We start from the raw sequence: 25,712 nt of genomic DNA, 5'->3' as shown, positions 1-25,712 counted from the left end.
GTAAAATCATCTCACCCCAACGCCTATGCTCTAGCCCTCCCCCAAAGCAGAGATGGATTTTGCAAAGAGAATCCCGTTAAACGGAGTTGCGACAAGCGAACGCCGACGTTAAAGCTTGAAAACGCTATGGGTTAACTTGCAGAAAGCAGAAGGGTTTAGCGTTTTCGCTTTAATGTCCAGTGAGCAGCAACGGGAGTTTCGGGTGAACGTGCAAAATCCATCTCGCTTAACCATCACTGATATAACTTTACGTTTTTTAAATGCTCCAAATAGGTTTTAGCAAAAGCATGATAACCGTCTTTTTTCGCCACATAGTATAGGAATTCCGTTTGGTCCGGATACAAGGCTGCTTGCAGGGAGGCATGTCCGGGATTGGCAATAGGTCCCGGCGTTAATCCTGTATGGAGATACGTATTATATGGAGAGGGAATCTGAAGATCCTTGTTATAAAGTTTTGGTTTTGGAGTTTCGAGCAAAAACTGAATTGTAGCATCAATTTGAAGGGGCTGGTTAATCTTTAATCGATTTATTATAACTGAAGCAATTAAGGGGCGGTCTGATTCTTTCACCGCCTCTTTTTCGACCAAAGATGCCAAGGTAACCCACTGGGAAACGGATAATTTCATTTTATCAAGCTGAGTCTTTTCATCTGATGTGAGTTCTTTCTCAAATTGTTTAAGGAAGATATCAATCACAGCGTGGGGAGTAGAATTCTTACTAATTTCATAAGTATCGGGAAATAGATACCCCTCTAATCGATGGATCCCCTTGGGTGCATCGTTTAAAAACGAATAAGGGAAAGTATCTTCCATAATCACCTTTGTCAAATCCTGTTTGCTCGAAATACCCTTCTGTACTAATAAGTCAATAATTTGATCCGTGGTATAGCCTTCTGGAATGGTTACACGCTGGGTATCCATCATCGCTGCCCCTTTTATTAGGCGATTGATCATTTCATCGGGAGACATCATCGGGGCTAATTGGTAGTCTCCAACATATAGCCTGAATTCTTCGTTCCGTAAACGTGCTAATAACTTAAACATCCACGCACTACGTATAAGCTGATGCTGTTCCAATTCTTCCGCCAGTTGGGCAGCCGTTGTCCCGGGAGCAATCGTAATTTTCATACTATTGCTGGCGTTTGAGTACGGTTGAATCGCCCAAGACCACCAAGACACTAAACCAAATCCCCCAACCAAGGAAAGAAGAATAATCCACTTTAGTATGCCCACGGTATTTTTCTTCCTGGACATTTCTCACTCCCTCTTTCCACCTATGTTTTAGAAAGACCACGAGTCCCTATTCGTAAAATCCGATTTGTGGGAGCATACCAGTCACGCCCTAGAAACTGCTTGTTCTCATTGCCATTCTCGTCTCGAATGATCTGCCAAGTGTTAACAACGATTCCCTTGGTACCCTTTTGTTCTTGGACAATTCGACCTCCAGGCAGCTTGGGGTCAAGTCGATTTTCCACCTTAAAGTTGATCTCTTTCTCCACTTGTCGTTCAATACGGACGGATTTCCCTGTCTTTTTACCCCATATCCGAATAGTAAGAACTCCTTGTTTAACTTCTGTTCGCAAATAAACTAAACTCGTAGAATTATTTTTAAATTTGAAATCAAGATTAGGATAATTGACGGTAGCATCTTGACCGGGTGGCACATAACCAACGACCATCGCGTGGGGTTTTCGTTCCACGATTTCTAAATTGCTTAATAACACAGCATTATATAAAGTTGAGGAGACTTGGCATATGCCGCCTCCAGTTCCTTGGACATATTCTCCATTGACAATCACGTAGGCCTCTTTATACCCTGTCCCTGGTTCTCGGGGACCTACTGTCTCGTTAAATGAAAAAATTTCCCCTGGAAGAAGGACTTTAGCATCCAAAGCCATAGCTGCCGAGGTCAAATTGGCAGAACGGTTTCCTTCTTCAACTGAAAACTTAGTCGTAAATTCCCCGATGACTGAATCAAAGGCCATTGATTGTAGAGTTTCAGTCGCTAAGGTGGCAGGAACCTCCTCCATTGGAAGTTCTATCCGTGTCGGAACTTCACTGAGAGTAAATTTTTGAATATAGTTTATTAACTTGTCAGTGGCTACTGTCCGACCATTTTCAGCAGGTTGAATAACGATTTTATCATTTTCAATCTTGTAAGAAGCATCTTTTGCGGGTCGAATAAATTTCTGTAATTTTTCTTCAAGAACCTGACTTGCAGTTAAAGGATCCACTTTGAGCACACTGGAAACTTTCAATCCAGGAAAACGTTGGGTCTCTTCAATAATCTTCTGCTTATCTACTTCGATACCGATGTCTTTTAGCGAAATCGGAATCTCTTTTTCATTGTACAACAGGACACGCGTTTCTTCCAGCTCGTCCTTAACCCAACCATCGACCTTTGCAGGTACTTCGGATGCTAGGGTGCCACTTAGATCTAAATCATCAACTTTTGTCCCATCTAAGATAACCTTATTTTTTTTATCATCATTACTCTCTACTTTTTTAAAGGAATTATTTTCGGCCTCTATGGTGTGACCTGAAGGGATACATCCTCCTAATAAAGCTATGCTTAAAAAAAACGGTTAAGGCTGAGTAGGAAGTCCATATCCATAGTCGTCTACCTTTTTTCATAATTCACACCTACTTTCATCAACCTTAGTATTTCCGTTGAGTCAGAGGTTTATCTCAGAGTTTATTGCTATTTAGTAATATAACTCACGATAATTGCAATGAAACACAAAAGAACTCGCTGAGAGCATTCTCTGCGAGTTCTTTGTATTAACTATGAGCTAAGGCTATAAGAGTAATTCTTTTTATTCTTTTTCGTCTTCTTCGGATTCAACTAAATTCTCCCAAGCGTCAGCCACTTTTTCCCACTCTTCATCATCTTCGATGTCTTGGAGCATTTCGTTCCCCTCAGCATCTTTGCCCAATTTAAGAATAATGGCCTCATCGGCATCCTCGTCTTCGGATTCCTCTTCAGAAACAGGCATTAAGACAAAGTATGTCGAGCCTTCAAGTTCCAAGGTATCCAGATGCAGAAACTCATGGTCTTTTCCCTCGTCATCTGTGAGAACGACTGTGTCAAACTCTTCAGCGTCATGCTCATCATGGTCATGTGGTTGATCGGACATGTAATTCACCTCTTATCAAAGAATATGGTCATTGTACTATTGTAGGTAATGATTGTCAAATATCATACTTGAATATTTCTCGAACTCCGTCGATCCAGATAACCCTGAAGAATAAAAACAGCTGCCATCTTATCAATGACGAGCTTTCGTTTCGCACGAGACACATCCGCTTCCAGAAGAGTCCGCTGTGCAGCCATCGTGCTTAAACGCTCATCCCATAATTCCACTGGCAATCCAAATTCAGAACGTATGCGCTCCGCAAACTCGTCGGTCGCTTCACAACGGGGCCCCAAGGTTCCGTTCATATTCTTTGGGTAACCGATCACAATTTCCATTACCTCATACTCGCGGATGAGTTCTCGCAATTCATCGATCTCCTTCTTGGAGCGCCTAATCGTCTTAATTCCTTGGGCAGTCCAAAAAAAAGCATCACTCATCGCCACACCAATCGTTTTCGTTCCAAAATCCAAGCCCATAATGCGCACACGATTCCCTCCAAACCGACCTTTTGTTTACCCCCAACCCTAAACAATTTTAAGGCAAAAATGTGGACAAGCCCTTCCGCAGTACCCGCAAAGCACACACGCTTTATCATTTACAACTGCTATCTTTTCAAGTTGCAATGCACCCTGAGGGCAGGCATCAATGCATAACCCACACCCTTGGCACCAATCCGCCACATAAAGTTTTCGCTTTCTGTGCTTAACCTTTTCCCGCAACTCTGACGGTATTTTCTGCCCTGAAACTAAGCGCAAATTATAATCGACTTCTTCCCGACTGGACATTCCCAAAGCCATAGCTTGGATACCAGGAACCCTATGGACAAACTCTACAGCTTTTTCCGGATCATTGGTCAAATGTCCGCCTCCAAAAACCTTCATGGCGTAAATCCCAATACCCAATTCAGAAGCAAATGAAATAGCTTCAAGCATATCGGGTAAATTCCCATCGATTATCCCTAAACCCTGATAATTTAAGATAGGATGGATCACATCTAATCCGGGCTGGAGCGCCCCAGCCCGGACTCCTGCCACGGCATGGGTAGAAATACCAATCCAGCGCACAATCCCCTTCTGCTTGGCTATTAGAAGTTCTTCCCAAGCTTCTGAGTGTCCCTTAAGAGTTAATGCACTTTCCTGTTCATGGAGCAGAAAGAAGTCGAGAGTATCTCGATTAAGGGCAGTCCGTGCCTTTTCAAGGCTCACATACATTTCCTTTGCTGAGACTGCATACGTTTTACTGACAATTCGAACGTCTGGATATGCTTTGATGACCGAAGCAATTTGCCCATAGTTGTCATAAATCTCAGCAGTATCAATCCAGTTTACCCCTTGTTCAAGGGCGTATTTTAGAACTAACATTCCCTCTTCTTCTGTTACGCGCCCTTGTAATGGGGATATCGCTAAACTTCCGAAGCAAACTTCCGAAATTTCCGGCCCCCATAACCCAAGCTTGACCTGACGCATCTTTTATTCTCCTTTCGAATGCGATGCTCGAAGCACGAGGCACGAGGCGCGAAGTTCGAGTTCCAGTTCCAGGCTGAGGCCGAAAGCCGAAATTCGAGCATCAAAGTCCGTCTCTTGTCTCCTATTTCGTGTGTTTTGTGTTCCGTGCTTCGTGCTTCGTGCTTCGTGCCTCGTGCCTCGCTAACGTTGAAACCCTCACCACGATGAGTGAGGGTTCTAGCATTACTTGTCTTGTAAATAATTTCTGACCAGCTCTTCGATTAGCTCAAAGCGTTCCAGTTTACGAATCATAGCTCGTGCCTGGTTGTGGCTCGTAATATATACGGGGTCGCCGGACAAGAGATAGCCAACCATTTGATTTATGGGGTCATAACCTTTCTCTTGCAAAGCGGCGTATACCTGCTGCAAAATAGTTCGGGCAGAAACGTCCTCTTCTCCCACTGCTTTAAACATCATGGTTTCTTCCATTCGATCCATTTTCCTGTCCCCCTTTCGCCTTTCATTGAGCACTGGGATTTATTTCTTCAGAAATCCTCGTACTATTGTTGGAACACGATCAATCGCTTCTCCCAGCTTACTAGGATCTTTACCACCGGCTTGTGCCATGTCTGGTCGACCGCCACCACTTCCGCCCGTAATCTTTGCTACTTCTTTTATAATCTGTCCGGCATGTAACCCACTTAAACCTGTAGGGCTTACAACCGTCACAAAATTCACTTTACCTTCGCTAGTTGCACCTAAGACGATTACCCCAGCCTTGAGTTTAGCTCGCAAAAGATCTGCCATTTGACGAAGTCCTTCCATGTCAGACACATGAACAGCAGCTGCTATTACTTGGATTCCATCGATCTCTGCAACACGCTTTAGCAATCCTTCTACTTCGTTCTTAGCAAGTTTGGCTTGCAGTTGACTAATTTCTCGTTCGAGGTCTTTCACTTGGGTCATCAGCCCATGAACACGTTTTCCTACTTCTAGAGGTTGCGCTTTGAGGTTCTGGGCCACTTCCATCACTTGGTCATCAAGGGCACGGAAATAAGTTAAAGCCTCTATTCCAGCGATTGCTTCAATCCGGCGTAACCCTGCTCCAATACCACCCTCGCTAAGAATTTTGACCAGTCCGATCTCTCCAGTATTCTTTACATGTGTCCCGCCACACAGTTCTTTACTGAACAACCCCATATTAACGACTCGAACAGTCTCTCCGTATTTCTCTCCAAAAAGTGCCGTAGCTCCACTAAGTTTAGCCTCTTTCAACGGCATTTCTGTCGCAGCAACCGGCATATTTTTCAGGACCGCTTCATTGATAATCCCCTCTACCGCTCTAAGTCCTTCCGTGGACAGCGCAGAAAAATGAGTAAAGTCAAAACGCAGGCGTTCTGGACTAACTAACGATCCTGCTTGCTGAACGTGCTCCCCTAGAACAGAGCGCAGGGCAACCTGAAGAAGATGAGTCGCACTATGATGGCGAGTCGTAGCTTGGCGTTCAACAAGATCAATTTCTGCTTCCACCGTTTCTCCGACGTGTAGAACCCCTGTTGTCACCTGAGCACGGTGATACAGTGTCCCAGTAACACCTTTTTTCACCTCAAGTACTCGAGCCTCGGCACGTGAAGTTCGCATCACCCCTCTATCAGACACCTGACCGCCGCTTTCTGCATAAAACGGAGTCTCAGTAAGGAAGACCATGACCTCTTCCCCTTCTCCAACATCTTGTTTCTCCTCGCCTCCCACAAACAACCCTTCGATTCGAGTTGTTGCCGAAAGCCTCTCATATCCCACAAAAGGAGTACGACCTAAGAGTTTTGCCTTTTCCATAAGTTCTGGGCTTTCAACCACAGCACGCATTTGCTGAGACTGTTCTTTTGCCCTAAGGCGATGCTCCTCAGCAGCGGTTTGGAAAGACACCATATCAACAGTTAATCCTTGCTCTTCAAGCATCTCCTCCGTTAACTCGACAGGAAAACCATAGGTTTCATAAAGATAAAAAGCGTCAGGTCCGGCTAGGACCGTCTCCCCTTGTTTCAAGAGTTCCTTGACCTTGTCTTGTAACAACTGCGTACCTTGCTCTAGAGTTGCTTGGAAATTCTTTTCTTCTAAGTTTAAGTGATTTAGAATGAAATTCTCATTCTCCTTCAGCTCTGGATAGGCATGAGAATAGTCTTTTTGGATAACTTGAAAGGCGGATTCCAAAAACGGTTTGTCAATTCCTAATAATTTGGCATACCGAACTGCGCGCCTCAAAATTCGACGAAGAACATACCCTCTGCCTTCATTGTTCGGACGTATCCCATCAGCTAACATGAACGATACCGCCCGAACGTGGTCAGACACCACTTTTAAGGCAAGATCATTTTTAGGGTTATTCTTATATTTGACTCCAGCTAAATTAGCCACATGGTCAATAATGGGTCGAAATAGGTCCGTATCGAAGTTAGTCTCAACCCCTTGCATCACCGACGCGATCCGCTCTAACCCCATACCAGTATCAATGTTTTGTTTCGGAAGGGGAGTCAAGACACCCGCTTCATCGCGGTTATACTGCATGAAGACTAAATTCCAGATCTCTAAAAAGCGATCGCAATCACAGCCCATGGCACAACCAGGTTTGTTACACCCTCTAGCTTCTCCAAGATCGACATATATTTCCGAACAAGGTCCACAAGGGCCTGTAGGTCCAGCAGCCCAAAAATTCTCAGGGTCTCCAATGATTCGCTCGGATTTGACGCCCGCTTTCTCCCATATTTTTTTTGCGTCATCATCTTCAGGATAGATAGTTACCCAAAGCTTTTCAACGGGGATTTTTAATACTTCTGTAATATATTCCCAAGCCCAGGGTATTGCCTCATTTTTAAAGTAATCTCCAAACGAAAAATTGCCCAACATTTCAAAATATGTATGGTGACGAGCCGTTTTCCCTACCTCTTCTAGATCCGGGGTGCGAACACATTTTTGAGCCGTTGTGGCTCGTGGAAAAGGAGGTTCTACCCTACGTTGAAAATAAGGTTTAAATGGAACCATGCCTGCGACCGTTAATAACAAGGTTGGATCATCTTTGGGAATAAGGGAGGCACTGGGCAAAATTTTGTGCCCTTTAGCCTCAAAATACTTTAAAAACATGTCCCTTAATTGATTACCAGAATACATGCGAACACCCCTTTAGAAATTAAACTTAATAATATAGCATGTCCAATAAAGAAAACTTGGCTGGCGCCCACGAAGACACTGTCTTCGCGCGAATTAACCTTCTCGCAGACACTGTCTTCGCACGTGTAAACCAGCTTGCAGCCTTGGCGTAGGCGGCCGCCTTAGTTGCCCTTATGCTTCCAGACGAAGACACTGTCTTCGCACGTATTAGCCTTCCTGCAGTATACAACGAAGTTATACTTTCTGACTAGTATAAAAAAATAACCTCACCCTATTATATCAGGGACGAGATTTTTTGGGGATCACACTGCATATCTACAGCACAAAAAATCTTTCATCTTAAACCTACAATTTCCCATTGTTTATAAAGTATATACAGGGAATGTCTTATTTGTCAACCAAATTAGACCTTTGTTGAAACTAACCTGAAATAAACATGATTTAATACAACTCGGATAACAGCGGCCATAGGGACTGCAAGAAACATACCCCAAAAGCCAGCTATTTCTCCACAAGCTAAAAGGGCAAAAACAACCCACAGGGGATGTAGCCCTACACTTTCTCCCATGAGTTTAGGCGAGATGATGTTCCCCTCGAGCTGCTGTACGATAAAAATGACGAGAACAACTTTCAAGGCCATCCCCGGTGACTGCGTTAAAGCTAATAAAACGACCGGTACTGCCCCAATCACGGGTCCAAAGTAGGGAATAAGATCAAAAACTCCGCATATCAAACCTATTAATAAAGCATACTCCATCCCTACTAATTTTACACCAACTCCGATTAATATCCCTACAATTACCGCGACAACTAAATCTCCTCGTATGAATTGACGGATTACATGGTTAACATCTTGCCACAACCGTCTCCATTCCATCCTCCAGCGTTGAGGAATAATTCGAAAAAAACCATTCCCAAGGCCTTTCCAGTCTGCCAAAAGGTATATGGCTATAACTGGAGATAATATGTAGAGAGTAAAGGTGGAAAGCACATTGGGCAGACTGGTTAAAAAAAGATTAAGCCGATCGGCAATGATAAGTTCGCCCTGAGCTAAATGTTGATCCAACACGAACGCCACGCGGCTGGGCAAACCAGTTGCCTTAAATTGTTCTCGAAATCCATCCATCATTTCTGTCATCGACTGAATCGTTTTAGGTAGCACCACGACCAACTTACTAAGTTCATTATAAATAGTGGGAAGGATAAGTAAAATTGCAGTAGCTAAAATTCCTATAATTACTGTGAAAACGATCGCAATTGATTTGTTCCGGCTAATCCTTTGTCGTTCTAAGCCTTCAACAAAGGGGTTAAGAAGAAAGGCTAGAACAAACGCAAGAAAAAAAGGACCTAAAATTGCCCTCACCCTGAAAAGAATCAAGATTGCAATGAGTAAGCAAGTTCCCGTGAAAATCCATTTCCAATACTTATGTTTCATCTAATTTCCTTCCTCTTAAAATTAAAGAGATTTTGTGTTGAGTTCAGCCATGGCAAAAGCGCGCAATGCGCGCTTTTATTGCCTAATTTTATTACCCAAGTTTGGTAGTTGAATTACTCCATTGTAGCGCAGGAAACACCGGATTCAAGGGCAGGGTCATCCCAAGCAACGAGAGAACCATCTTCCGCTAAATCATAAATAACTACTTTGTCAGTTTGAGTCGCAAATTCGACGCAGCAATCCCAGCAATAAAACTGTTCTACTCCCACTTTACCAATGGCCCGTCCATCGCAAACTGGACAATTCATGATAGTATACCCCCTTCATTTGCTTGATCCAAGGGGGATACTTGGTTATCAACGATCAAAATGTCTTTTCCATCGATCATTACACGGGGCCTAAGAATAGTTCCCCTGCCATGAAGTAGATCCGCGAAGAGCCCGTCAGAAACTTCAAATCCAACCATTTTTTCTACGGAATCATCGAGAAAAACATCTTCGATCGTACCTCTAGCTTCTCCACCTTGGGTATAGACTTCATTACCCACTTTGTCAGACCATCGTGTCCCCTTAAGTTCTTCCACCGATTTTCGCTTAACTGTGAGTGCATCCTTCCCAAACGTTATGATGTCCTTTCGCGGAATGCCTTTTGCAGATTGAAAGAAGTGCCCGCCCTCTAAAAGAATTCCTACAACCTCATCTTTATCATTGTCAAGGACCAAATCTTGTACCCACCCAATCGAGTCCCCGCTTCTCAGATCTAAAACAGGTAGTCCGACTATCTCTCGAGTGCGCCGCATATTCTTCACCTCACAATTAAGTATTATCTATACTCTGCCCGACTATCTTAAACTTTATGCATGCGATGGCCAAGGACGGCCGAGTGTCCCTGTAACCATGGATGGTGAGAAGGGACCGCTGGCCATGGACGGCCGAGTGTCCCTGTAACCATGGATGGTGCGAAGGGACCGCTGGCCATGGACGGCCGAACGTCCCTGAAGCCATAACTCAAACAAGGATGCTTGAGGTTAGAACACCGCCATGGATGGTCTGAATATAGCTAAACTTACCCAGAGTCTTGATGTACGTCATTAAACTTCATCTTCGACTTCGAAGTTCGAACCTCGAACCTCGAACTTCGATTTAGCGGCGTCCTCTTGGATCGGAGATAATCTTTCCCCCTCCAACCACTAAGTCTCCTTGATAAAAGACAACTGCCTGTCCCGGAGTTACTGCACGCTGTGGTTCATCAAAACAAACCTTTACATCATAGTCTGCCCCTATTTCAGCAGGATAAATAGTTGCCTCTGCGCCTATAGAATTATAACGAATTTTTGCTTTGACTTTTAAAGGTTCCTGAAGTTCCGAAATCGATATCCAGTTTGGCTCGATTGCCCATAGCGTATCAGTATAAACATCCGGATCTTCCCCCAAAACAACCTCATTGCTTTCAGGATTCAACCCTACTACAAACATTGGTTTACCAAACGTAACCCCTAGCCCTTTCCGCTGCCCTACCGTAAAGTGAATAATCCCCTCGTGCCGACCAAGCTTACCTCCAGCGAGGTCCACAAAATTGCCTGGCTTGATGGGAACTTTGATACGCTCCCGAACAAACGAAGCATAATCGTCATTGGCAACAAAACAGATTTCTTGGCTTTCGGGTTTATTGGCCACGCTTAAACCCCGTTCTCTTGCCATTTCCCGAACCTGTTCTTTGTTGTGAGTTGCTAAAGGAAAAAGCGTGTGCTCAAGTTGTTCTTGGGTCAACATATAAAGCGCATAAGTTTGATCTTTACGCTGATCCGCACTCTTACTTAAGAGAAAGCGTTCACTTCCCGGATCTCTTAATACTTGCGCATAATGTCCGGTCGCTATGAATTCAGCCCCCAACCCACGCGCCTTGCGGAGCAACTCCCCAAATTTAACATACTTATTACAGGCTAGACATGGGTTTGGAGTTTCTCCATACAAATAAGACTGTGTGAAATAATCCACCACAGTCTCCTCAAAATACGAACGGAAGTTCATGACATAATGGGGAATCCCTAGTACAAAAGCAACCCGCCTGGCGTCATCAATGGCTGAGTTGGAGCAACAACCCCACTCTGTCTCTGGTCCTGCAGATTCCCATATTTGCAAAGTTACCCCAATTACATCGTATCCTTCTTCTTTGAGTAAAGCGGCGGCCATGGAACTATCCACGCCACCGCTCATACCCACAACTACTTTTGGTTTGGTTGATAGAGCCATAAAATCATCTATTCCTTCTTTTGTTGTTTATTACGGTAATCCTCGATCGCTTTATGGAGTGCATCAGCTGCCAAGTTAGAACAGTGCATTTTCGTTTCAGGCAGCCCCCCTAAAGCTTCTGCGACAGCGGCATTAGAAATCACCAATGCTTCGTCAATCGTCTTTCCCTTAACCATTTCCGTCACCATACTACTTGTAGCAACAGCAGCACCACAGCCAAAGGTTTTAAACTTGACATCCTTAATAATGTCTCCCTCAATATCTAAATAAATACGCATAATATCTCCACATTTAGCGTTTCCAACTTCACCGACACCATTGGCATTTTCCAATTCTCCAACATTACGAGGATTAGTAAAATGATCCATTACTTTTTCTGTATACATTTATCGTCACTCCTTTTTATGCTTGTTTCATATGAATAACCTGATCATAGAGCGGGGACATCATGCGCAAACGTTCTACAATCTTCGGTAATTGTTCAAGAAGATAATCGATTTCCTCTTCCGTGTTCTGACGTCCTAAGGAAAAGCGCAGCGAACCGTGGGCAATTTCATGGATAAGGCCCATGGCCAGTAGCACGTGAGAAGGATCTAAGGAACCTGAAGTACAAGCTGAGCCGCTTGAGGCTGCGATTCCCAACATATCCAGTGATAATAATAAAGATTCGCCCTCGACATAACGAATACTGACATTCACATTATTAGGTAAGCGTTTTTCCCCAAGGGGTCCATTAACCTTAACGTATTCAATACGTTCTTGAATTCCGTTCATGAGTTTGTCGCGCAGTTTCGTTTGATGCTTAGCATCATCCGCCATCCGTTGTCCAGCCAGCTCGCAAGCTTTACCAAACCCGATGATTCCTGGTGTATTCTCAGTTCCTGAGCGACGTCTCTTTTCTTGCCCTCCCCCATGAACTAATGGTACAATCCGTACCCCTTTTCGAATATATAGGGCCCCAACTCCTTTAGGACCATAGATCTTGTGACTGGATATAGTCAATAAGTCTACATTCATCTCAACCACATTAATAGGTATCTTTCCGAGCGATTGAACCGCATCAACGTGAAACGTTATCCCATGTTCTTTGGCCAATTTACCAATCTCAGCAATTGGTTGAATTGAGCCCACCTCATTATTGGCATGCATCACACTAATTAAAATCGTATCTGGCCGAATTGCCTTTTTAACGTCCTCAACTAAAAGAATTCCCTCTTCATTTACAGGGATAACCGTCAAATCAAACCCATTCTTACCCAAGTACTCACAAGTTTCTAATACAGCGTGGTGTTCGATACAAGAAGTAATAATATGTTTACCTTTTTTGCGGAGCGCTTCAGCAGTACCTATAATTGCAAGATTGTCCGCTTCCGTCCCGCCACTGGTAAAGGTAACCTCTTGAGGGGTAGCCCCTATGAGCTCAGCTACTTGACTTCTCGCTTGTTCTAAAGCCTGTTTAGCCTCCCTACCAAAACTATGAACACTTGACGGATTGCCATATTTTTCAGTGTAATATGTCATCATCAAGGCAGCTACTTCCGGATCCACCGGAGTTGTTGCACTATGGTCTAAATAAACTCGCATAATGGTCTCACTCCTTATAGTAATTTGTGTTTTGAAATATGGCTAAATATAGTACATATACAAGCTCCGCTCCGATTCGATCTTTTTGGCATCTTCGAGCATCGTTTCAAGAGTAATCGAATCAAGCACATCCGCGATAGAGTCTCTAACCTTCTCCCAGATCGTTCGTGTGACACAAAATTCGGCTTTGGAACAGATTTCCGGAGCCTCTTCTGATACACAATCTGTTGGAGCAATGGGCCCTTCTAAGACGCGTATAATGTCCCCAATTCTTATTTTATCTGGTTCTCTTCCTAGCAAGTAACCGCCTTGTGCACCGCGTATACTCTTAACGAGTCCTGCTTTACGCAAACCCGAAATCAATTGCTCCAAATAATGCTCTGAAATACCTTGCCTCTCAGCAATACTTTTCAAAGAAGTCGGCCCCTCACCCACATGTTGGGCTAAATCAAACATAGCTTTTACACCATAACGTCCCTTGGTCGAGAGCTTCAACCACCCTCACCTCATTTCCACTAGTTGAGACCTTTAAACTTCATTTTTCTACATTTCTTATTTATATCTTATAAAAATACTCGGGATTTGTCAAGTATACCTACATAAACTTAACTACCAGACAGAGCTTCATCTGGCATGGTATAATTATGCCACTTAACCTAAAAAGCCCGACAAGCGCCAGCTAAGAGGGGAATAGGCTAAGATACTTTTTCCTAGAAAGGAACATCAAAAATGGATCTATTCTCTGCCTCATTTAATCAACATGAAGTGGCCCCCCTTGCAGAGCGTATGCGACCACGATCGCTCGAAGAGTACATCGGGCAAAGTCATATCCTCGGCCACGGGAAACTTCTAAGGCGAGCAATTGAAGCTGACCGTGTATCCTCACTCATCCTCTATGGCCCGCCCGGAACAGGCAAAACCTCCTTGGCACAAGTTATTGCAGCCAAAACAGCAGCACACTTTATCCGGATCAATGCTGTCACCTCAGGCGTTAAAGAGATCCGTGAAATTATTTTACAGGCTACTAATAATCTTCACCTTTATGGTAAACGTACTTTAGTTTTCTGTGATGAAGTTCACCGATTTAATAAAGGACAACAAGATGCTTTACTCCCCGCTGTAGAGAACGGAACCATTACTTTTATTGGGGCTACAACAGAAAACCCCTTTTTCGAACTGAATTCTGCCCTCCTAAGCCGTTCCACTCTTTTTCACCTAGAACTACTTCTTCCCGTAGAAATCCAAAGAGGCTTAGAACATGCCTTGCAAGATGCAGAACGTGGATTGGGTAGATATCAGGTAGAAATAACACCTGACGCCTGGGAGCATTGGCATAATTACGCTAATGGAGATTTGCGCCGCGCCCTTAATGCCTTGGAACTGGCAGTTCTCACCACAGCACCTGAGAATGGGATTCGACGAATTACGCTGGCCATAGCAGAAGAATCAATACAGCAAAGGTCCATCCGCTTTGATAAAGCTGGAGATAATCATTATGACATCATTTCCGCCTTAATTAAAAGTATGCGTGGCTCCGACCCCGATGCGGCACTTTACTGGTTAGCGGTCTTACTTGAAGCAGGAGAAGACCCACGATTCATCATGCGCAGGATTATTGTCCATGCCTCTGAAGACGTTGGACTCGCAGATCCAATGGTCATGCTCCAAGCTCATGCAGCCGCCAATGCTCTCGAATGGCTCGGTCTCCCCGAAGCACGGATCCCCATGGCTCAAGCAGTACTAGCCATCTGCACAGCTCCCAAAAGCAATAGCGCTGTCGCAAGCATCGACCGTGCCCTCGATTATGTAAGAAAACACCCTACTGGGGAAGTTCCCGCCCACCTTAAAGATGCGCACTACCCGGGTGCAGACAAATTGGGACATGGGCAAGGATACTTATACCCTCATAACTATCCGAACCACTGGATCGAACAGCCCTACCTCCCCCCAAGCATCCAAGAACAAACTTTTTACGTCCCATCTGAAATGGGGAAAGAATTAACAAAAGCGATGCCCTAGTCTATCAGGGCATCGCTTTTGTCTATGTGTGATTAGACCTGAGCGTCAAGCATTTTGACAAGATCCGGTTTTCCACGGAACCCTACTATTTTGTCAACCAACTTGCCCCCTTTGAAAATCCCGAGCGTTGGTATACTCATGACTCCATACTGACTTGCTATCGGACCGTTTTCATCAACATTGAGCTTTCCAATTGCTATTCGTCCAACATATTCGTCAGCAAGTTCCTCCACAATAGGAGCTACCATGCGACATGGACTACACCACGGAGCCCAAAAATCCACTAAAACAACTTGCTCAGACTTCAAAACGTCCGACTCAAAGTTTTCAGTAGTAAAGGTTTTAACATTTGCACCAGCCATTTAAAATTCCTCCCGTTAATTAAATTTACTTTATGAACTTAGTGAGCACCCCAATAAGCTCTTCAATCGAAGCTTCCTGATCATTGTTTTCAACGGCATTACGCATACACTCGCGTGAATGGTGTTCAAAGACAATGGTGCCAACCCGATTGATCGCGGCACGCACAGCCGCCACTTGAATTAAAACATCCACACAATATTTATCACTTTCAACCATGCGTTGGATCCCTTTGACTTGGCCTTCGATTTTTCAGCCTGCGGACAAGGTCATCTTTAGATTCCGAATAAGTCGTTGAATTATTCATCTTATGCTTCCTCCGATACCCTAAGGGGGTAGCTTCAATAATATTATAGCTAAAAACCCCCTCCCCTGTCAACTCTTAAACGCATACTTAGTTTATCGGAAAAAAATGGATATGTTATGCCTCCAAAAGTCCATAGAAAATTGGGTAGAACTCCCGAAGTTTCGATGTTTAGTTTTCGCTATACGAGTTTACTTTATACCAGCGACCTCAATATTAGTCACAATATGCAAATCCTTTAACTGTTTATCCGCCACTGGCGAAGGTGCATGGGCCATTAAATCAGAGGCACTTTGGGTTTTGGGAAAAGCAATCACGTCTCGAATGTTATCTTTACCCGTTAGAAGCATAATCAAGCGATCCAGCCCAAAAGCTACTCCACCATGAGGAGGGGTACCATACTCAAAGGCCTCTAAAAGATACCCGAATTTATCCACCGATTCTTCTGGGGATAAACCTAGAGCACTAAATATCTGCTCTTGAATCCCACGGCGATGAATACGAATACTTCCGCCCCCCAGTTCTATCCCATTGAGGACCATGTCATACGCTTTGGCCCGTACTTTAATTGGTTCCGTCTCTAATAGGAGTATATCTTCATCCATAGGTGCAGTAAACGGATGATGTATCGCAATATAGCGTTGTTGATCCTCATCATATTCCAGAAGAGGAAATTCTGTAACCCATAAGAAGTTGAGCGTGTCCTCTGGAATCAGACTCAATCGTTTGGCTAATTCTAGACGAAGATGACCCAGTGCTTCCGAGACGACCGAGTAAGTGTCTGCAACAAAGAAGACAATATCTCCAGTCTCAGCACCTACACGTTCGATTAAGGCGTTCATTTCTTCTTCCGTAAAGAATTTGGCAATCGGAGATTTAATTCCTTCCTCAGCCATGACAATCCAAGCTAAGCCTTTGGCACGATAAGTACTGACGTATTTCGCTAAATCATCAATCTCTCGGCGGGGCATTCCTGAACAACCCTTGGCACAGATGCATTTCACACTTCCGCCATTAGCCACAACATTGGCAAAAACCTTAAAGCCAGTCTTAGCTACAAGATCCCCCACATCAATAAGTTCCATACCGAATCGCATATCTGGTTTATCCGAACCAAAACGGTCCATAGCTTCCTTATATGTTAAACGAGGAAAAGGCGTCACCACCGATTTTCCCATCGTCTCCGAGAAAATTCGTACCATTAATTGTTCCATCATAGGTAGAATATCCTCGACCTCGACGAAGGACATTTCAATATCAAGCTGAGTGAACTCAGGCTGTCGATCCGCTCTAAGGTCTTCATCCCGGAAACAACGGGCAATCTGAAAATACTTCTCCATGCCGCCCACCATCAGAAGTTGCTTATATATCTGCGGAGACTGAGGTAAGGCATAAAATTCGCCAGGATGGACACGACTGGGAACCAGATAATCCCGAGCTCCTTCCGGGGACGACTTAATAAGCATCGGAGTTTCGATTTCGTAGAATCCTTGCTTATCAAAAAAATTACGCATAATTTGGGTAACTTGATGCCGAGTTTTGAACACGGCCTGCATTTCAGGACGACGTAAGTCCAAATAACGGTGTTTGAGGCGCACCGTTTCATCGACCTCGACTTGATCGACTAGATAATAGGGAGGGGTCTTGGCTCCATTCAGTATTTCTAAGACTCCAGCAACGATCTCAATGGTTCCAGTTGCTAAGTTCGGATTAATCATTCCTTCAGGTCGTGCCATTACTTGTCCTTGAATAGAAACCACGAATTCCGAGCGGAGGCTTTCGGCATTTGAAAAACCCTCTCCCATCTTTTCCGGACCAAAGACCACCTGTACAATACCCGATCGATCCCGTAGGTCGACAAAGATTAATCCACCATGGTCACGGCGCCGTTGAACCCATCCCAATAAACGGACGACCTGACCAACCTTATCTAGCCCTAACTCATTATTCATGATACGTTCCGAAAACATTGTCACGTCAAACACCCCTCTGATACTTTTTGTTTATTTCTTGGAGTGATTTATCCAAGGAAACTTCGGTTTGTTCCCCAATCGTTAAATCCCGAATAAGGAGCACATTTTTTTCCAATTCAGCTTCACCAAGGATCAGGGCAAAGCGAGCATTTTGGCGATCTGCGGCTTTCAGTTGGGCTTTCAAACTTCGGCCGAGTAAATCCATGCCCACGGGGATCCCTTGATCTCTCAACTCACATAAGAGGGAAAAAGCCTTATTCTGGGCTTTTTCGCCCAGGGCGATGAACATAGCAAAGAGCTTGGGCTTTTGCTCAGGCAATTTATTTTGAACTTGTAGAGCTGCCAGCACACGCTCGATTCCCATGGCAAATCCAATACCTGGGGTAGGAGATCCACCGATTTCTTCAACTAGCCCATCATAACGTCCACCGCCACAGATGGCACTTTGTGCTCCAATTTCCTCAACCATTACTTCAAACGCTGTTTTTGTATAATAATCAAGCCCCCGAACTAAGCGTGGATTGACTCGGTAAACCACTCCCGCTGCTCCCAATAAGGCAAGAACTCCTTCAAAGTGAGTACTGCATTCCTCGCATAAGGTATCCTTTGTAGTCGGAGCCCCTGCAGTAAGCGTTTGACAAGACGGATTCTTGCAATCAAGGATTCGCAAAGGATTACGTTCAAATCTCTCTTGACAATCGCTACAGAGTTCGCTTTGACGTTCATCTAAAAACTCCTGAAGTCGTTTACGGTGTTCAGCCCGACAAGTCGGACAACCTACTGAATTAACGTGGACTTCAAGGCCCACTAAGCCCAGACGCTTATATAAATTCCAGACTAAGCTAATGACTTCTGCGTCAACCAGCGGTTGATCCGCCCCCAACACCTCAACCCCAAATTGATGGAATTGGCGATAACGCCCACTTTGTGGTCGCTCATAGCGAAACATCGGACCGACGTAGTATAACTTAACCGGTTGGGGCTGCCCATATAGCTTGTCCTCTACATAAGCACGACAAACCGAAGCCGTCATCTCTGGGCGAAGGGTCATCGAACGGTCCCCTTTGTCTAAGAAAGTATACATTTCTTTCTTTACAATATCCGTGGTTTGACCTACCCCGCGTTGGAAAAGTTCAGTTGCTTCAAACATAGGGGTACGTATCTCTTCATACCCAAATTCTCGGCAAACGTTTCGGATGGTATCTTCAAGATATTGCCATTGTTCCACTGTGCCTGGCAAAAGATCTTGAGTCCCTTTCGGACGCTGTATCGCCATAGTAATTCCTCCTTGGATAAGAATTTGTCTTCCAGCTCAAATACTGATGGCCGATTAAAAAAAGTTCTCGTTCCTTGCTTTGCGCAAGGGACGAGAACTTCTCGTGGTGCCACCCTAATTGACGGAGTCTTCCGCCCACTTTATAGTCGTTAACGAGACTACCCGATGTAAACTATTCCCTTACGGAGCGTCTAACCGTGCGTCTTTCAGGCTAGTTCCAGTCTTGCTAGCCCTCCCTGAAGAAAGAATAACGCGGATTTTTCCAAAGGTTTTAATGAATATTTTACAAGTATTTAATGATTAAACATCATTTTATCAAATATGACGTCTGCTTGTCAAATCCTCTGGACCCAATTTACTTTATCCCAAAAAAGGATTGTCCCGCTTTTCTTCTCCAATACTGGTTTCTTCACCATGTCCCGGAAAAACACGAGTTTCTTCCGGAAGTACTAACAGCTTTTGTTTAACTCCAGCAAGTAGTTGGTCTAACGAGCCGCCCGGAAAATCGGTTCTTCCAATCGACCCCGCAAACAGTGTATCCCCGCTAAACAATCCCTCAGTACATAAAAAACATACTCCTCCAGGCGAATGCCCTGGGGTCGAGATAACCTTGAGTCGTTGGTTACCAATAATAAGTTCTTGCCCATCCTGAAGTAGAATATCCGCTTTCTTTTGGATGAGACCTGGCCCAAAATAACTAGAAAGGTTCTTCTTGCCATCGGTCAGCATGCCTGCATCTCCCGTATGAATCCCCACTAATACATTTCCTAAAAGCTCCCTTAGTTCATCCACAGCACCAATGTGATCGACATGTCCATGAGTGATAAGAATATAGTCGACCTTTACACCCTTCTCTAATACCCAGCGATAAATCTGATTGCCATCCGCTCCCGGGTCAATGATTACCGCTTTCTTGGTTTCCGGACATGCATAGAGGTAGCAATTTGCCCCCATAGCACCCATGGCCCGCCCTTCAATCATCAACGTTCCCTCCTAAAATTTCTTTTCACTATCCAACAAAATCGTTACGGGTCCATCGTTGATCAGTTCGACATCCATCTCTGCTTGAAAGATCCCAGTTTCGACTTTAAGACCGTAGCTACGAATCGCTTCCACACTTTTCTCAAACATCTCCTTGGCCTGCTCTGGAGGTGCGGCTGAAGAAAAGCTGGGACGTTTTCCCTTGCGGCAATCCCCATAGAGAGTAAATTGAGAAACCACCAGAAGCTCTCCACCCATATCCAGTATGGAACGATTCATTTTTCCCTCTTCATCTTCAAAAATCCGAAGACCTACAAGCTTATCCACCATCCAGGTCAAATCGTTTACACTGTCACCCTGCCCGACTGCCAGCAGCACTAAGAGCCCGTCAGTTATCTGCCCTACGGTTTGACCATTCACGGTCACGGATGCCCGTTTAACACGCTGAACAACACTGCGCAATATTATCTGCCTCCCGAATGAATCCGCTTAACCTCCGTAATGTCTTTAACCTTACGGATTTTATGCATGACTGTTTTTAGTTGTTCAAGATTACGAATTTCAATACGCAACTGAATATAAGCTATATTATCCTTCCCAACTCGGGCGTTAATCCCAAGAATATGCGTGCGAGTATCTAGGACTGTATTCATGACCTCGGTAACCAAACGCGGCTTGTCCATTCCGTAGATTTGAATATCGACAGGATAGGTGGAATCGACCTGTTCTGCCCATACGACTTCCACAACCCGCTCACTTTCTTCTTGAGAATGGCTTAAGACATTACTACAATCTCCACGATGAATAGACACCCCTCGGCCACGGGTAATGTACCCGATTATCGTATCCCCGGGAAGCGGGTTACAGCACTGTGCAAAACGAATCAACACATTATCAATACCCTTAACCATTACACCGTGAGAGGCTTTGCCGTAGGAAGTCTGGATAGATGTTTTTCCCTCACTCTGCTGAAGTGACGCAAGCTGCAACTTTTCACGTTCTTCTTTGGAAAGATCCTCACGTAAGCGCATTAATACCTTATTAGTGGTTAGGACACCATCCCCAATAGCAGCATATATATCATCCAAACCCATAAGATTTTGACTCTTACCGATTGCAAGTAGGCTTTCCGGCCTAAGAATAATCGGATCCAGTCCAAGTTTACGGACCTCCCGTTCCAAACTTTCACGTCCGCGGACAATGTTATCCTCTCTTTGTTCTTTCTTAAACCATTGCCGAATTCTATTCTTAGCCTGAGACGTTTTAACAAAAGCTAACCAATCTCGGCTTGGAGCGCCTCCTTGCTTCGAGGTAAGAATCTCAAGAATATCGCCATTACTGAGTTTAGTTTCCAGAGGAACAATCCGTCCATTAATCTTGGCACCGATACACCGATGCCCTACATCCGTATGAACCCGGTAAGCAAAATCGACCGGGCACGAATCCGCGGGCAGTTCAACCACATCCCCTTTAGGAGTAAAAACGAAAACCGTGTCTGTAAATAAGTCAATTTTCAAAGATTCCATAAATTCGCCGGCATCCCGGGAATCATGTTGCCACTCGAGCAGTTGACGCAACCAAGAAAGCTTTTGCTCAAAGTTCACACTTGCCGTCTTATTACTTCCATCTTTGTTATTTTCTTTATTGCCTTCCTTGTACTTCCAGTGTGCGGCAATCCCATATTCTGACGTACGATGCATTTCGCAAGTCCGAATCTGAATTTCAAAAGGCTCTCCATGAACTCCGATTAACGTAGTATGCAGTGACTGATACATGTTCGGTTTGGGCATGGCTATATAGTCTTTAAATCGTCCCGGTATAGGCTTCCATAAGGTATGGATGATACCCAGTGCCCCATAACAATCATTGACCGATTCTACAACCACGCGAATCGCCATTAAATCGTAAATCTCACTCAGTTCTTTATGTTGGGTCGTCATTTTACGATAGATACTGTAAAAATGCTTTGGCCGTCCAGCGATATCCGCATAAATGTCGACTTCTCTTAACCGTTCACGCATTTGTATTATAACTTCGTTAATATAGGCTTCCCGTTCCCGTCGTTTAAGAGCAATCCCTTCCACTAAATCATAGTATTCTTGAGGTTTCAAATATCGAAAGGAAAGATCTTCTAACTCCCATTTAATCCGAAAAATCCCCAGGCGGTTAGCCAAAGGTGCAAAGATCTCAAGGGTTTCTTGAGCAATCTCTTTTTGTTTCTCAATAGAATGATATTTTAAAGTACGCATGTTATGGAGCCGATCAGCTAGCTTAATAAGAATTACACGAATATCCTTGGCCATTGCCAAAAACATTTTGCGTAGGTTCTCGACTTGTTGCTCCACTTTACTCTTGTACTCAATCCGTCCAAGCTTTGTTACCCCATCGACAAGCAACGCAATTTCTGAACCGAATTCCTTTTCAATATCTCCAGGAGTTAATGAAGTATCCTCTACAACGTCATGAAGTAAGGCGGCAGCAATGGTCGCCTCATCCATTTCCAGTTCAACCAAAATCTGCGCGACTTCCAAAGGGTGCTGAATATAATCTTCCCCAGAATTGCGAAGTTGCCCACGATGTGCTTTCTCAGCAAACTGATAGGCTTTCTCCACAATAGCTAAACGGGCCTGTGGGGATTTCTTGTGCAATATTGCCATTAGCTCCGCGAAGGACATTGGCGAACTCCTCTCATCCGATATTGATTAGGCATGATTATCCTATTCCCATCTTAATTAATATTCAACCAACGAGAAAACAGGATACTCTATAAGCTTATCCCGGCCCTTTAAGAACCCTAATTCAATCAAAAATCCCATACCAAGAACGTCTGCCCCAATTTTCTTCATTAAATTTGCTGTGGCCAGCATCGTTCCACCCGTTGCTAACAGGTCATCAACGATCACAACCCGTTCTCCAGGATGAATGGCATCGGCGTGGACTTCTAAGGAATCAAATCCATATTCTAGAGCATAGGTTTCCGAAATTGTTTTTGCTGGTAACTTGCCTGGTTTGCGCACAGGAACAAAACCGATTCCCAAAGCATAGGCAACTGGAGCTCCGAATAAAAAGCCACGTGCCTCTGGTCCAACGATTATGTCAGGCTGCCAGGGTTTAATTTGTTCGACAAGGGCGTCTATTGCTAAACGGTAGATCTCACCGTTTTTAAGCAAGGTAGTAACATCCTTATAGGATATCCCTTCCTTAGGGAAATCAGCAATTACGCGAATATGATCTCTAAAGTCCATGAGCTACTCCGCCTTTCAATTATAACTATTCCAATCAACACTTTCTAATAAATTGTGCTGGAACTTTAAAGCCCTTGCAACGTGCTCCTTTGCAAACCGATAACGCAAAGAAGTGTCTAGATCCAACTTACTCTGTGCGGGAATCCACTCTAAGGCAATCTTGTCAGTCCCCCCTAGACAACGGAGTAAACCCAGCTCTTCAAAAATCTTAAGGGCAAGTTTCCCATTTTGTAAGACTTGGGCATCAAATTCCCAATGGAAGGGGTTCCCTAGCTTCGATTTGGCAAGGAGAGCCCGATAGAGCATGATCAATTCTTCACGCTCAAGGCAATTACATCGCTGACGAACCCTTTCCTCATCAGGACTTTGAAATCCTGCAAGGGCAATCCGAAAAATGCCTAATATTCTAAGTTTTTCGACCCCTTCTTTAAAATCCTCTTCAGTAAGGGGGAGGCCAAGAATCACGCCCAGCGTCTCTCCCTGAATTTTTCTCTCTTCTTGATCCACTTCCGAGACTGACACTTCTATCAGTGGGCGTTTGCTCTTCCCTTTTCTAAGAGTCGGCGCGCTCCCGTTCGTATCCCAAATCCATAAGGAGTTAATATCTGACATAGGCCACTCTTCGGGAAGTAAGTTACGCCAGTCCAACCATTCCACTATAGGTCGATCATAAGCAACAGCAATTTCCTGAAAGGTGTTTTCTGTATCATAGTCTAGCTTTGAGGAATTGTCACTCCACTCCGCTTCGGTTTGGATATCCTTGATCATTAATTGAACATCTTCCCGTCCCCGAAAGGTATTCCAATCTAAGCTAAACGCGGCATCTAAACTTAGTTTACCATTCAGTTCTCCAATACGATCACCCAGTCGGAAGGCAATCCCTTCTTGCTTTCCCTGAGATCCAAAACGAAATTTAATATGACTCCCTTCTTTGCCAACAGCGCTGACGGAATGCACAGGAATTCCCTTACAGGCTAGGGTCGGCCCAGGATTTCCAAAGCCAAAGGGAGCCATTTGTTCAAGTTGACGGAGTAAATCTGCTGAAACTTCCTCAAGAGAAACTTGCCGGTCAATTTTCAGGACTTCTTGAAAAAGAGAATCCTCAAAAGCCAAAGCCTGTTCATTTAAACCCGCTCTGAAACATCCGATATCTCCTGTATGGAGAGAAAAGCCTGCAGCCTGTCTATGTCCCCCGAATTTTATTAACAGTTGGGCTTGAGTACTCAGTTGTTCCAAAACAGGGTACCCCGCTATCCCACGGGCAGAACCCTTGGCTTCATCACCTTCTTCCGCTATCATAAATACCGGACGATAATAGCGTTCCACCAAGCGAGATGCCACAATCCCAATCACGCCATGGTGCCAATGGCTTGCTGATAGAACAATGACCCTGGGAAGGGGTTCACACTCTAATAAAGCAATTGCCTCAGCCAAAATCGCTTTCTCAACCTCCTGACGGGTTTGGTTTTCCAGAGTTAATTGATGAGCAAGCTCACGTGCTCGTTCCTGATCCCCGGTTAAGAGCAGTTCCAGTCCTGCTCGTGCACTGTCCATTCGTCCGGCGGCATTAATCCGTGGGGCAACCATAAAACCGATTTGACCGGCTTTAAGAGGTTTATTCCTCAGTCCACACTCGTCGAGCAGAGCTAATAATCCCAAGTGACAGGATTCTTCCATCTGACGAAGGCCAAGCTGGACGAAAATTCGGTTTTCCTCAACGAGTGGTACTAAATCCGCAACCGTCCCTAAAGCCACTAAATCTAAGAGTTGGATTTCAGTATGTATGCCAACTTCCTGATTTCCGAACGAAGACAGCAATGCTTGGGCTAACTTGAACGCCACTCCTACTCCGGCTAAATCTCGAAATCCGTACCCTGAATTCTCCACTTTAGGATTTAAGATCGCATAGGCTTCCGGTAAACGTTCGAGTGGTTCATGGTGATCTGTAAGGATAACATCGATATTCAAGGATTCTGCAAGTTTTACTTCCGAAATTGCAGTGATTCCGCAATCTACCGTTATTAAAACACTTACCCCAGCCTCTGCAGCCCGTTGAATAGCTTCAGAATGTAATCCATATCCCTCGTCTTGCCGATGGGGAATATAGGCTACTGCTTGAAAACCTAAATCAGTTAGGACTTTATATAATAACGTAGTACTTGTTACCCCATCAACATCGTAATCTCCATAAATAAGGATTTTCTCTTTTTTTTCAAGGGCTAAGGACAAGCGTTGAACAGTTCGCTTCATATCCTTAAAACAAAATGGGGAAGAAAGATTCAAGAGTGTCGGTCGCAAAAATTCTATGGCTTCTTTTGGTTCTTGAAAACCCCTTATGGCTAAAATATCCGTGACTACTGGAGAAAGGCCTAATGAATCGCCAAGAATTTCTGACATTCGTCCGGAAGATTGTTGCATGGACCATATTCGTTTCATTTATATTCCCCCAGACCCTCATTATAAGACACTGCGCAAACAGCAGCAAGCTTTCTCGAAGCACGAGGCACGAGGCACGAAGTTCGAACCTCGGACTTCGC

At 44.4% G+C, this 25,712-nt stretch carries 23 protein-coding genes and 1 pseudogene; 1 reads left to right on the top strand and 23 read right to left on the bottom strand.

Translation table 11 applies throughout. From position 1 onward, the window contains the following. Positions 1 to 233 precede the first annotated feature (233 nt). The 14 genes from mltG to UF75_RS05025 form a co-directional block, all read right to left on the bottom strand. Positions 234 to 1,253, bottom strand: coding sequence for an endolytic transglycosylase MltG (mltG, locus tag UF75_RS05090; protein ID WP_045573521.1), 1,020 nt, complete (start codon positions 1,251 to 1,253; stop codon positions 234 to 236). Between the two features lie 20 nt (positions 1,254 to 1,273). Beyond that, positions 1,274 to 2,353 carry a VanW family protein gene (locus UF75_RS05085; protein ID WP_242860116.1) on the bottom strand — a complete coding sequence of 360 codons (1,080 nt, stop codon included), beginning with the start codon at positions 2,351 to 2,353 and terminating at the stop codon, positions 1,274 to 1,276. A gap of 462 nt (positions 2,354 to 2,815) precedes the next feature. Further along, positions 2,816 to 3,136, bottom strand: a complete 321-nt coding sequence (locus UF75_RS05080; RefSeq protein WP_045573519.1) for a DUF1292 domain-containing protein — start codon at positions 3,134 to 3,136, stop codon at positions 2,816 to 2,818. A 62-nt stretch (positions 3,137 to 3,198) separates the two neighbouring features. Then, positions 3,199 to 3,621: a Holliday junction resolvase RuvX gene (gene ruvX / locus UF75_RS05075; protein WP_045573518.1), complete on the bottom strand. Its 423-nt coding sequence runs from the start codon at positions 3,619 to 3,621 to the stop codon at positions 3,199 to 3,201. Between the two features lie 39 nt (positions 3,622 to 3,660). After that, positions 3,661 to 4,602 carry an aldo/keto reductase gene (locus UF75_RS05070; RefSeq protein WP_045573517.1) on the bottom strand — a complete coding sequence of 314 codons (942 nt, stop codon included), beginning with the start codon at positions 4,600 to 4,602 and terminating at the stop codon, positions 3,661 to 3,663. Positions 4,603 to 4,824: 222 nt separating this feature from the next. Beyond that, a complete protein-coding gene (locus tag UF75_RS05065) occupies positions 4,825 to 5,079 on the bottom strand; it encodes an IreB family regulatory phosphoprotein (RefSeq protein WP_045573516.1) in 255 nt (84 codons plus the stop codon). Between the two features lie 39 nt (positions 5,080 to 5,118). Next, the gene (gene alaS / locus UF75_RS05060; RefSeq protein ID WP_045573515.1) at positions 5,119 to 7,746 is read right to left on the bottom strand and encodes an alanine--tRNA ligase; all 2,628 of its coding nucleotides are present in this window, start codon (positions 7,744 to 7,746) and stop codon (positions 5,119 to 5,121) included. Positions 7,747 to 8,149: 403 nt separating this feature from the next. Further along, entirely contained in the window at positions 8,150 to 9,181 is a 1,032-nt protein-coding gene (locus tag UF75_RS05055) for an AI-2E family transporter (RefSeq protein WP_045573514.1), read from the bottom strand. Positions 9,182 to 9,294: 113 nt separating this feature from the next. Further along, positions 9,295 to 9,489: a hypothetical protein gene (locus tag UF75_RS05050; RefSeq protein WP_045573513.1), complete on the bottom strand. Its 195-nt coding sequence runs from the start codon at positions 9,487 to 9,489 to the stop codon at positions 9,295 to 9,297. Then, positions 9,486 to 9,980 (bottom strand): PRC-barrel domain-containing protein, encoded by a 495-nt coding sequence (locus UF75_RS05045; RefSeq protein WP_045573512.1) that lies wholly within the window; start codon positions 9,978 to 9,980, stop codon positions 9,486 to 9,488. The genes UF75_RS05050 and UF75_RS05045 overlap by 4 nt, the downstream gene beginning before the upstream one ends. 343 nt (positions 9,981 to 10,323) lie before the next feature. After that, positions 10,324 to 11,433: a tRNA 2-thiouridine(34) synthase MnmA gene (gene mnmA / locus UF75_RS05040; protein WP_045573511.1), complete on the bottom strand. Its 1,110-nt coding sequence runs from the start codon at positions 11,431 to 11,433 to the stop codon at positions 10,324 to 10,326. Positions 11,434 to 11,441: 8 nt separating this feature from the next. Continuing rightward, the gene (gene nifU, locus UF75_RS05035) at positions 11,442 to 11,819 is read right to left on the bottom strand and encodes a Fe-S cluster assembly scaffold protein NifU (protein WP_045573510.1); all 378 of its coding nucleotides are present in this window, start codon (positions 11,817 to 11,819) and stop codon (positions 11,442 to 11,444) included. A gap of 16 nt (positions 11,820 to 11,835) precedes the next feature. Beyond that, the gene (gene nifS / locus UF75_RS05030) at positions 11,836 to 13,020 is read right to left on the bottom strand and encodes a cysteine desulfurase NifS (protein ID WP_045573509.1); all 1,185 of its coding nucleotides are present in this window, start codon (positions 13,018 to 13,020) and stop codon (positions 11,836 to 11,838) included. Positions 13,021 to 13,059: 39 nt separating this feature from the next. Further along, positions 13,060 to 13,512 carry an Rrf2 family transcriptional regulator gene (locus tag UF75_RS05025; RefSeq protein WP_045573508.1) on the bottom strand — a complete coding sequence of 151 codons (453 nt, stop codon included), beginning with the start codon at positions 13,510 to 13,512 and terminating at the stop codon, positions 13,060 to 13,062. Positions 13,513 to 13,746: 234 nt separating this feature from the next. On the opposite strand from UF75_RS05025, the gene UF75_RS05020 reads away from it, so the two are divergent. Then, positions 13,747 to 15,036: a replication-associated recombination protein A gene (locus UF75_RS05020; protein ID WP_045573507.1), complete on the top strand. Its 1,290-nt coding sequence runs from the start codon at positions 13,747 to 13,749 to the stop codon at positions 15,034 to 15,036. A gap of 32 nt (positions 15,037 to 15,068) precedes the next feature. On the opposite strand, the gene trxA is transcribed toward UF75_RS05020, so the two are convergent. The 9 genes and pseudogenes from trxA to recJ all read right to left on the bottom strand — a co-directional run bounded on the left by trxA (position 15,069) and on the right by recJ (position 25,611). Further along, a complete protein-coding gene (trxA, locus tag UF75_RS05015; RefSeq protein ID WP_045573506.1) occupies positions 15,069 to 15,398 on the bottom strand; it encodes a thioredoxin in 330 nt (109 codons plus the stop codon). Positions 15,399 to 15,423: 25 nt separating this feature from the next. Next, positions 15,424 to 15,703, bottom strand: a pseudogene (locus UF75_RS05010) (metal-sensitive transcriptional regulator). A gap of 188 nt (positions 15,704 to 15,891) precedes the next feature. Next, positions 15,892 to 17,676 carry an aspartate--tRNA ligase gene (aspS, locus tag UF75_RS05005; RefSeq protein ID WP_156146232.1) on the bottom strand — a complete coding sequence of 595 codons (1,785 nt, stop codon included), beginning with the start codon at positions 17,674 to 17,676 and terminating at the stop codon, positions 15,892 to 15,894. Between the two features lies 1 nt (position 17,677). Then, positions 17,678 to 18,949, bottom strand: a complete 1,272-nt coding sequence (hisS, locus tag UF75_RS05000) for a histidine--tRNA ligase (RefSeq protein WP_045573505.1) — start codon at positions 18,947 to 18,949, stop codon at positions 17,678 to 17,680. A gap of 360 nt (positions 18,950 to 19,309) precedes the next feature. Then, positions 19,310 to 19,930 (bottom strand): MBL fold metallo-hydrolase, encoded by a 621-nt coding sequence (locus UF75_RS04995; RefSeq protein ID WP_045573504.1) that lies wholly within the window; start codon positions 19,928 to 19,930, stop codon positions 19,310 to 19,312. Positions 19,931 to 19,942: 12 nt separating this feature from the next. Further along, entirely contained in the window at positions 19,943 to 20,392 is a 450-nt protein-coding gene (gene dtd, locus UF75_RS04990) for a D-aminoacyl-tRNA deacylase (protein WP_045573503.1), read from the bottom strand. A gap of 2 nt (positions 20,393 to 20,394) precedes the next feature. Beyond that, the gene (locus UF75_RS04985; RefSeq protein WP_045573502.1) at positions 20,395 to 22,605 is read right to left on the bottom strand and encodes a bifunctional (p)ppGpp synthetase/guanosine-3',5'-bis(diphosphate) 3'-pyrophosphohydrolase; all 2,211 of its coding nucleotides are present in this window, start codon (positions 22,603 to 22,605) and stop codon (positions 20,395 to 20,397) included. A 57-nt stretch (positions 22,606 to 22,662) separates the two neighbouring features. Further along, the gene (locus tag UF75_RS04980; RefSeq protein WP_045573501.1) at positions 22,663 to 23,175 is read right to left on the bottom strand and encodes an adenine phosphoribosyltransferase; all 513 of its coding nucleotides are present in this window, start codon (positions 23,173 to 23,175) and stop codon (positions 22,663 to 22,665) included. A 15-nt stretch (positions 23,176 to 23,190) separates the two neighbouring features. Further along, the gene (gene recJ, locus UF75_RS04975) at positions 23,191 to 25,611 is read right to left on the bottom strand and encodes a single-stranded-DNA-specific exonuclease RecJ (protein ID WP_052692994.1); all 2,421 of its coding nucleotides are present in this window, start codon (positions 25,609 to 25,611) and stop codon (positions 23,191 to 23,193) included. Between the last annotated feature and the right edge of the window lie 101 nt (positions 25,612 to 25,712).

The sequence above is a fragment of the Desulfosporosinus sp. I2 genome (genome assembly GCF_000960765.1).
Taxonomy (GTDB): domain Bacteria; phylum Bacillota; class Desulfitobacteriia; order Desulfitobacteriales; family Desulfitobacteriaceae; genus Desulfosporosinus.
The sequence above is the reverse complement of the archived record's forward strand: the minus strand, read 5'-3'. Positions and strand labels throughout refer to the sequence as shown.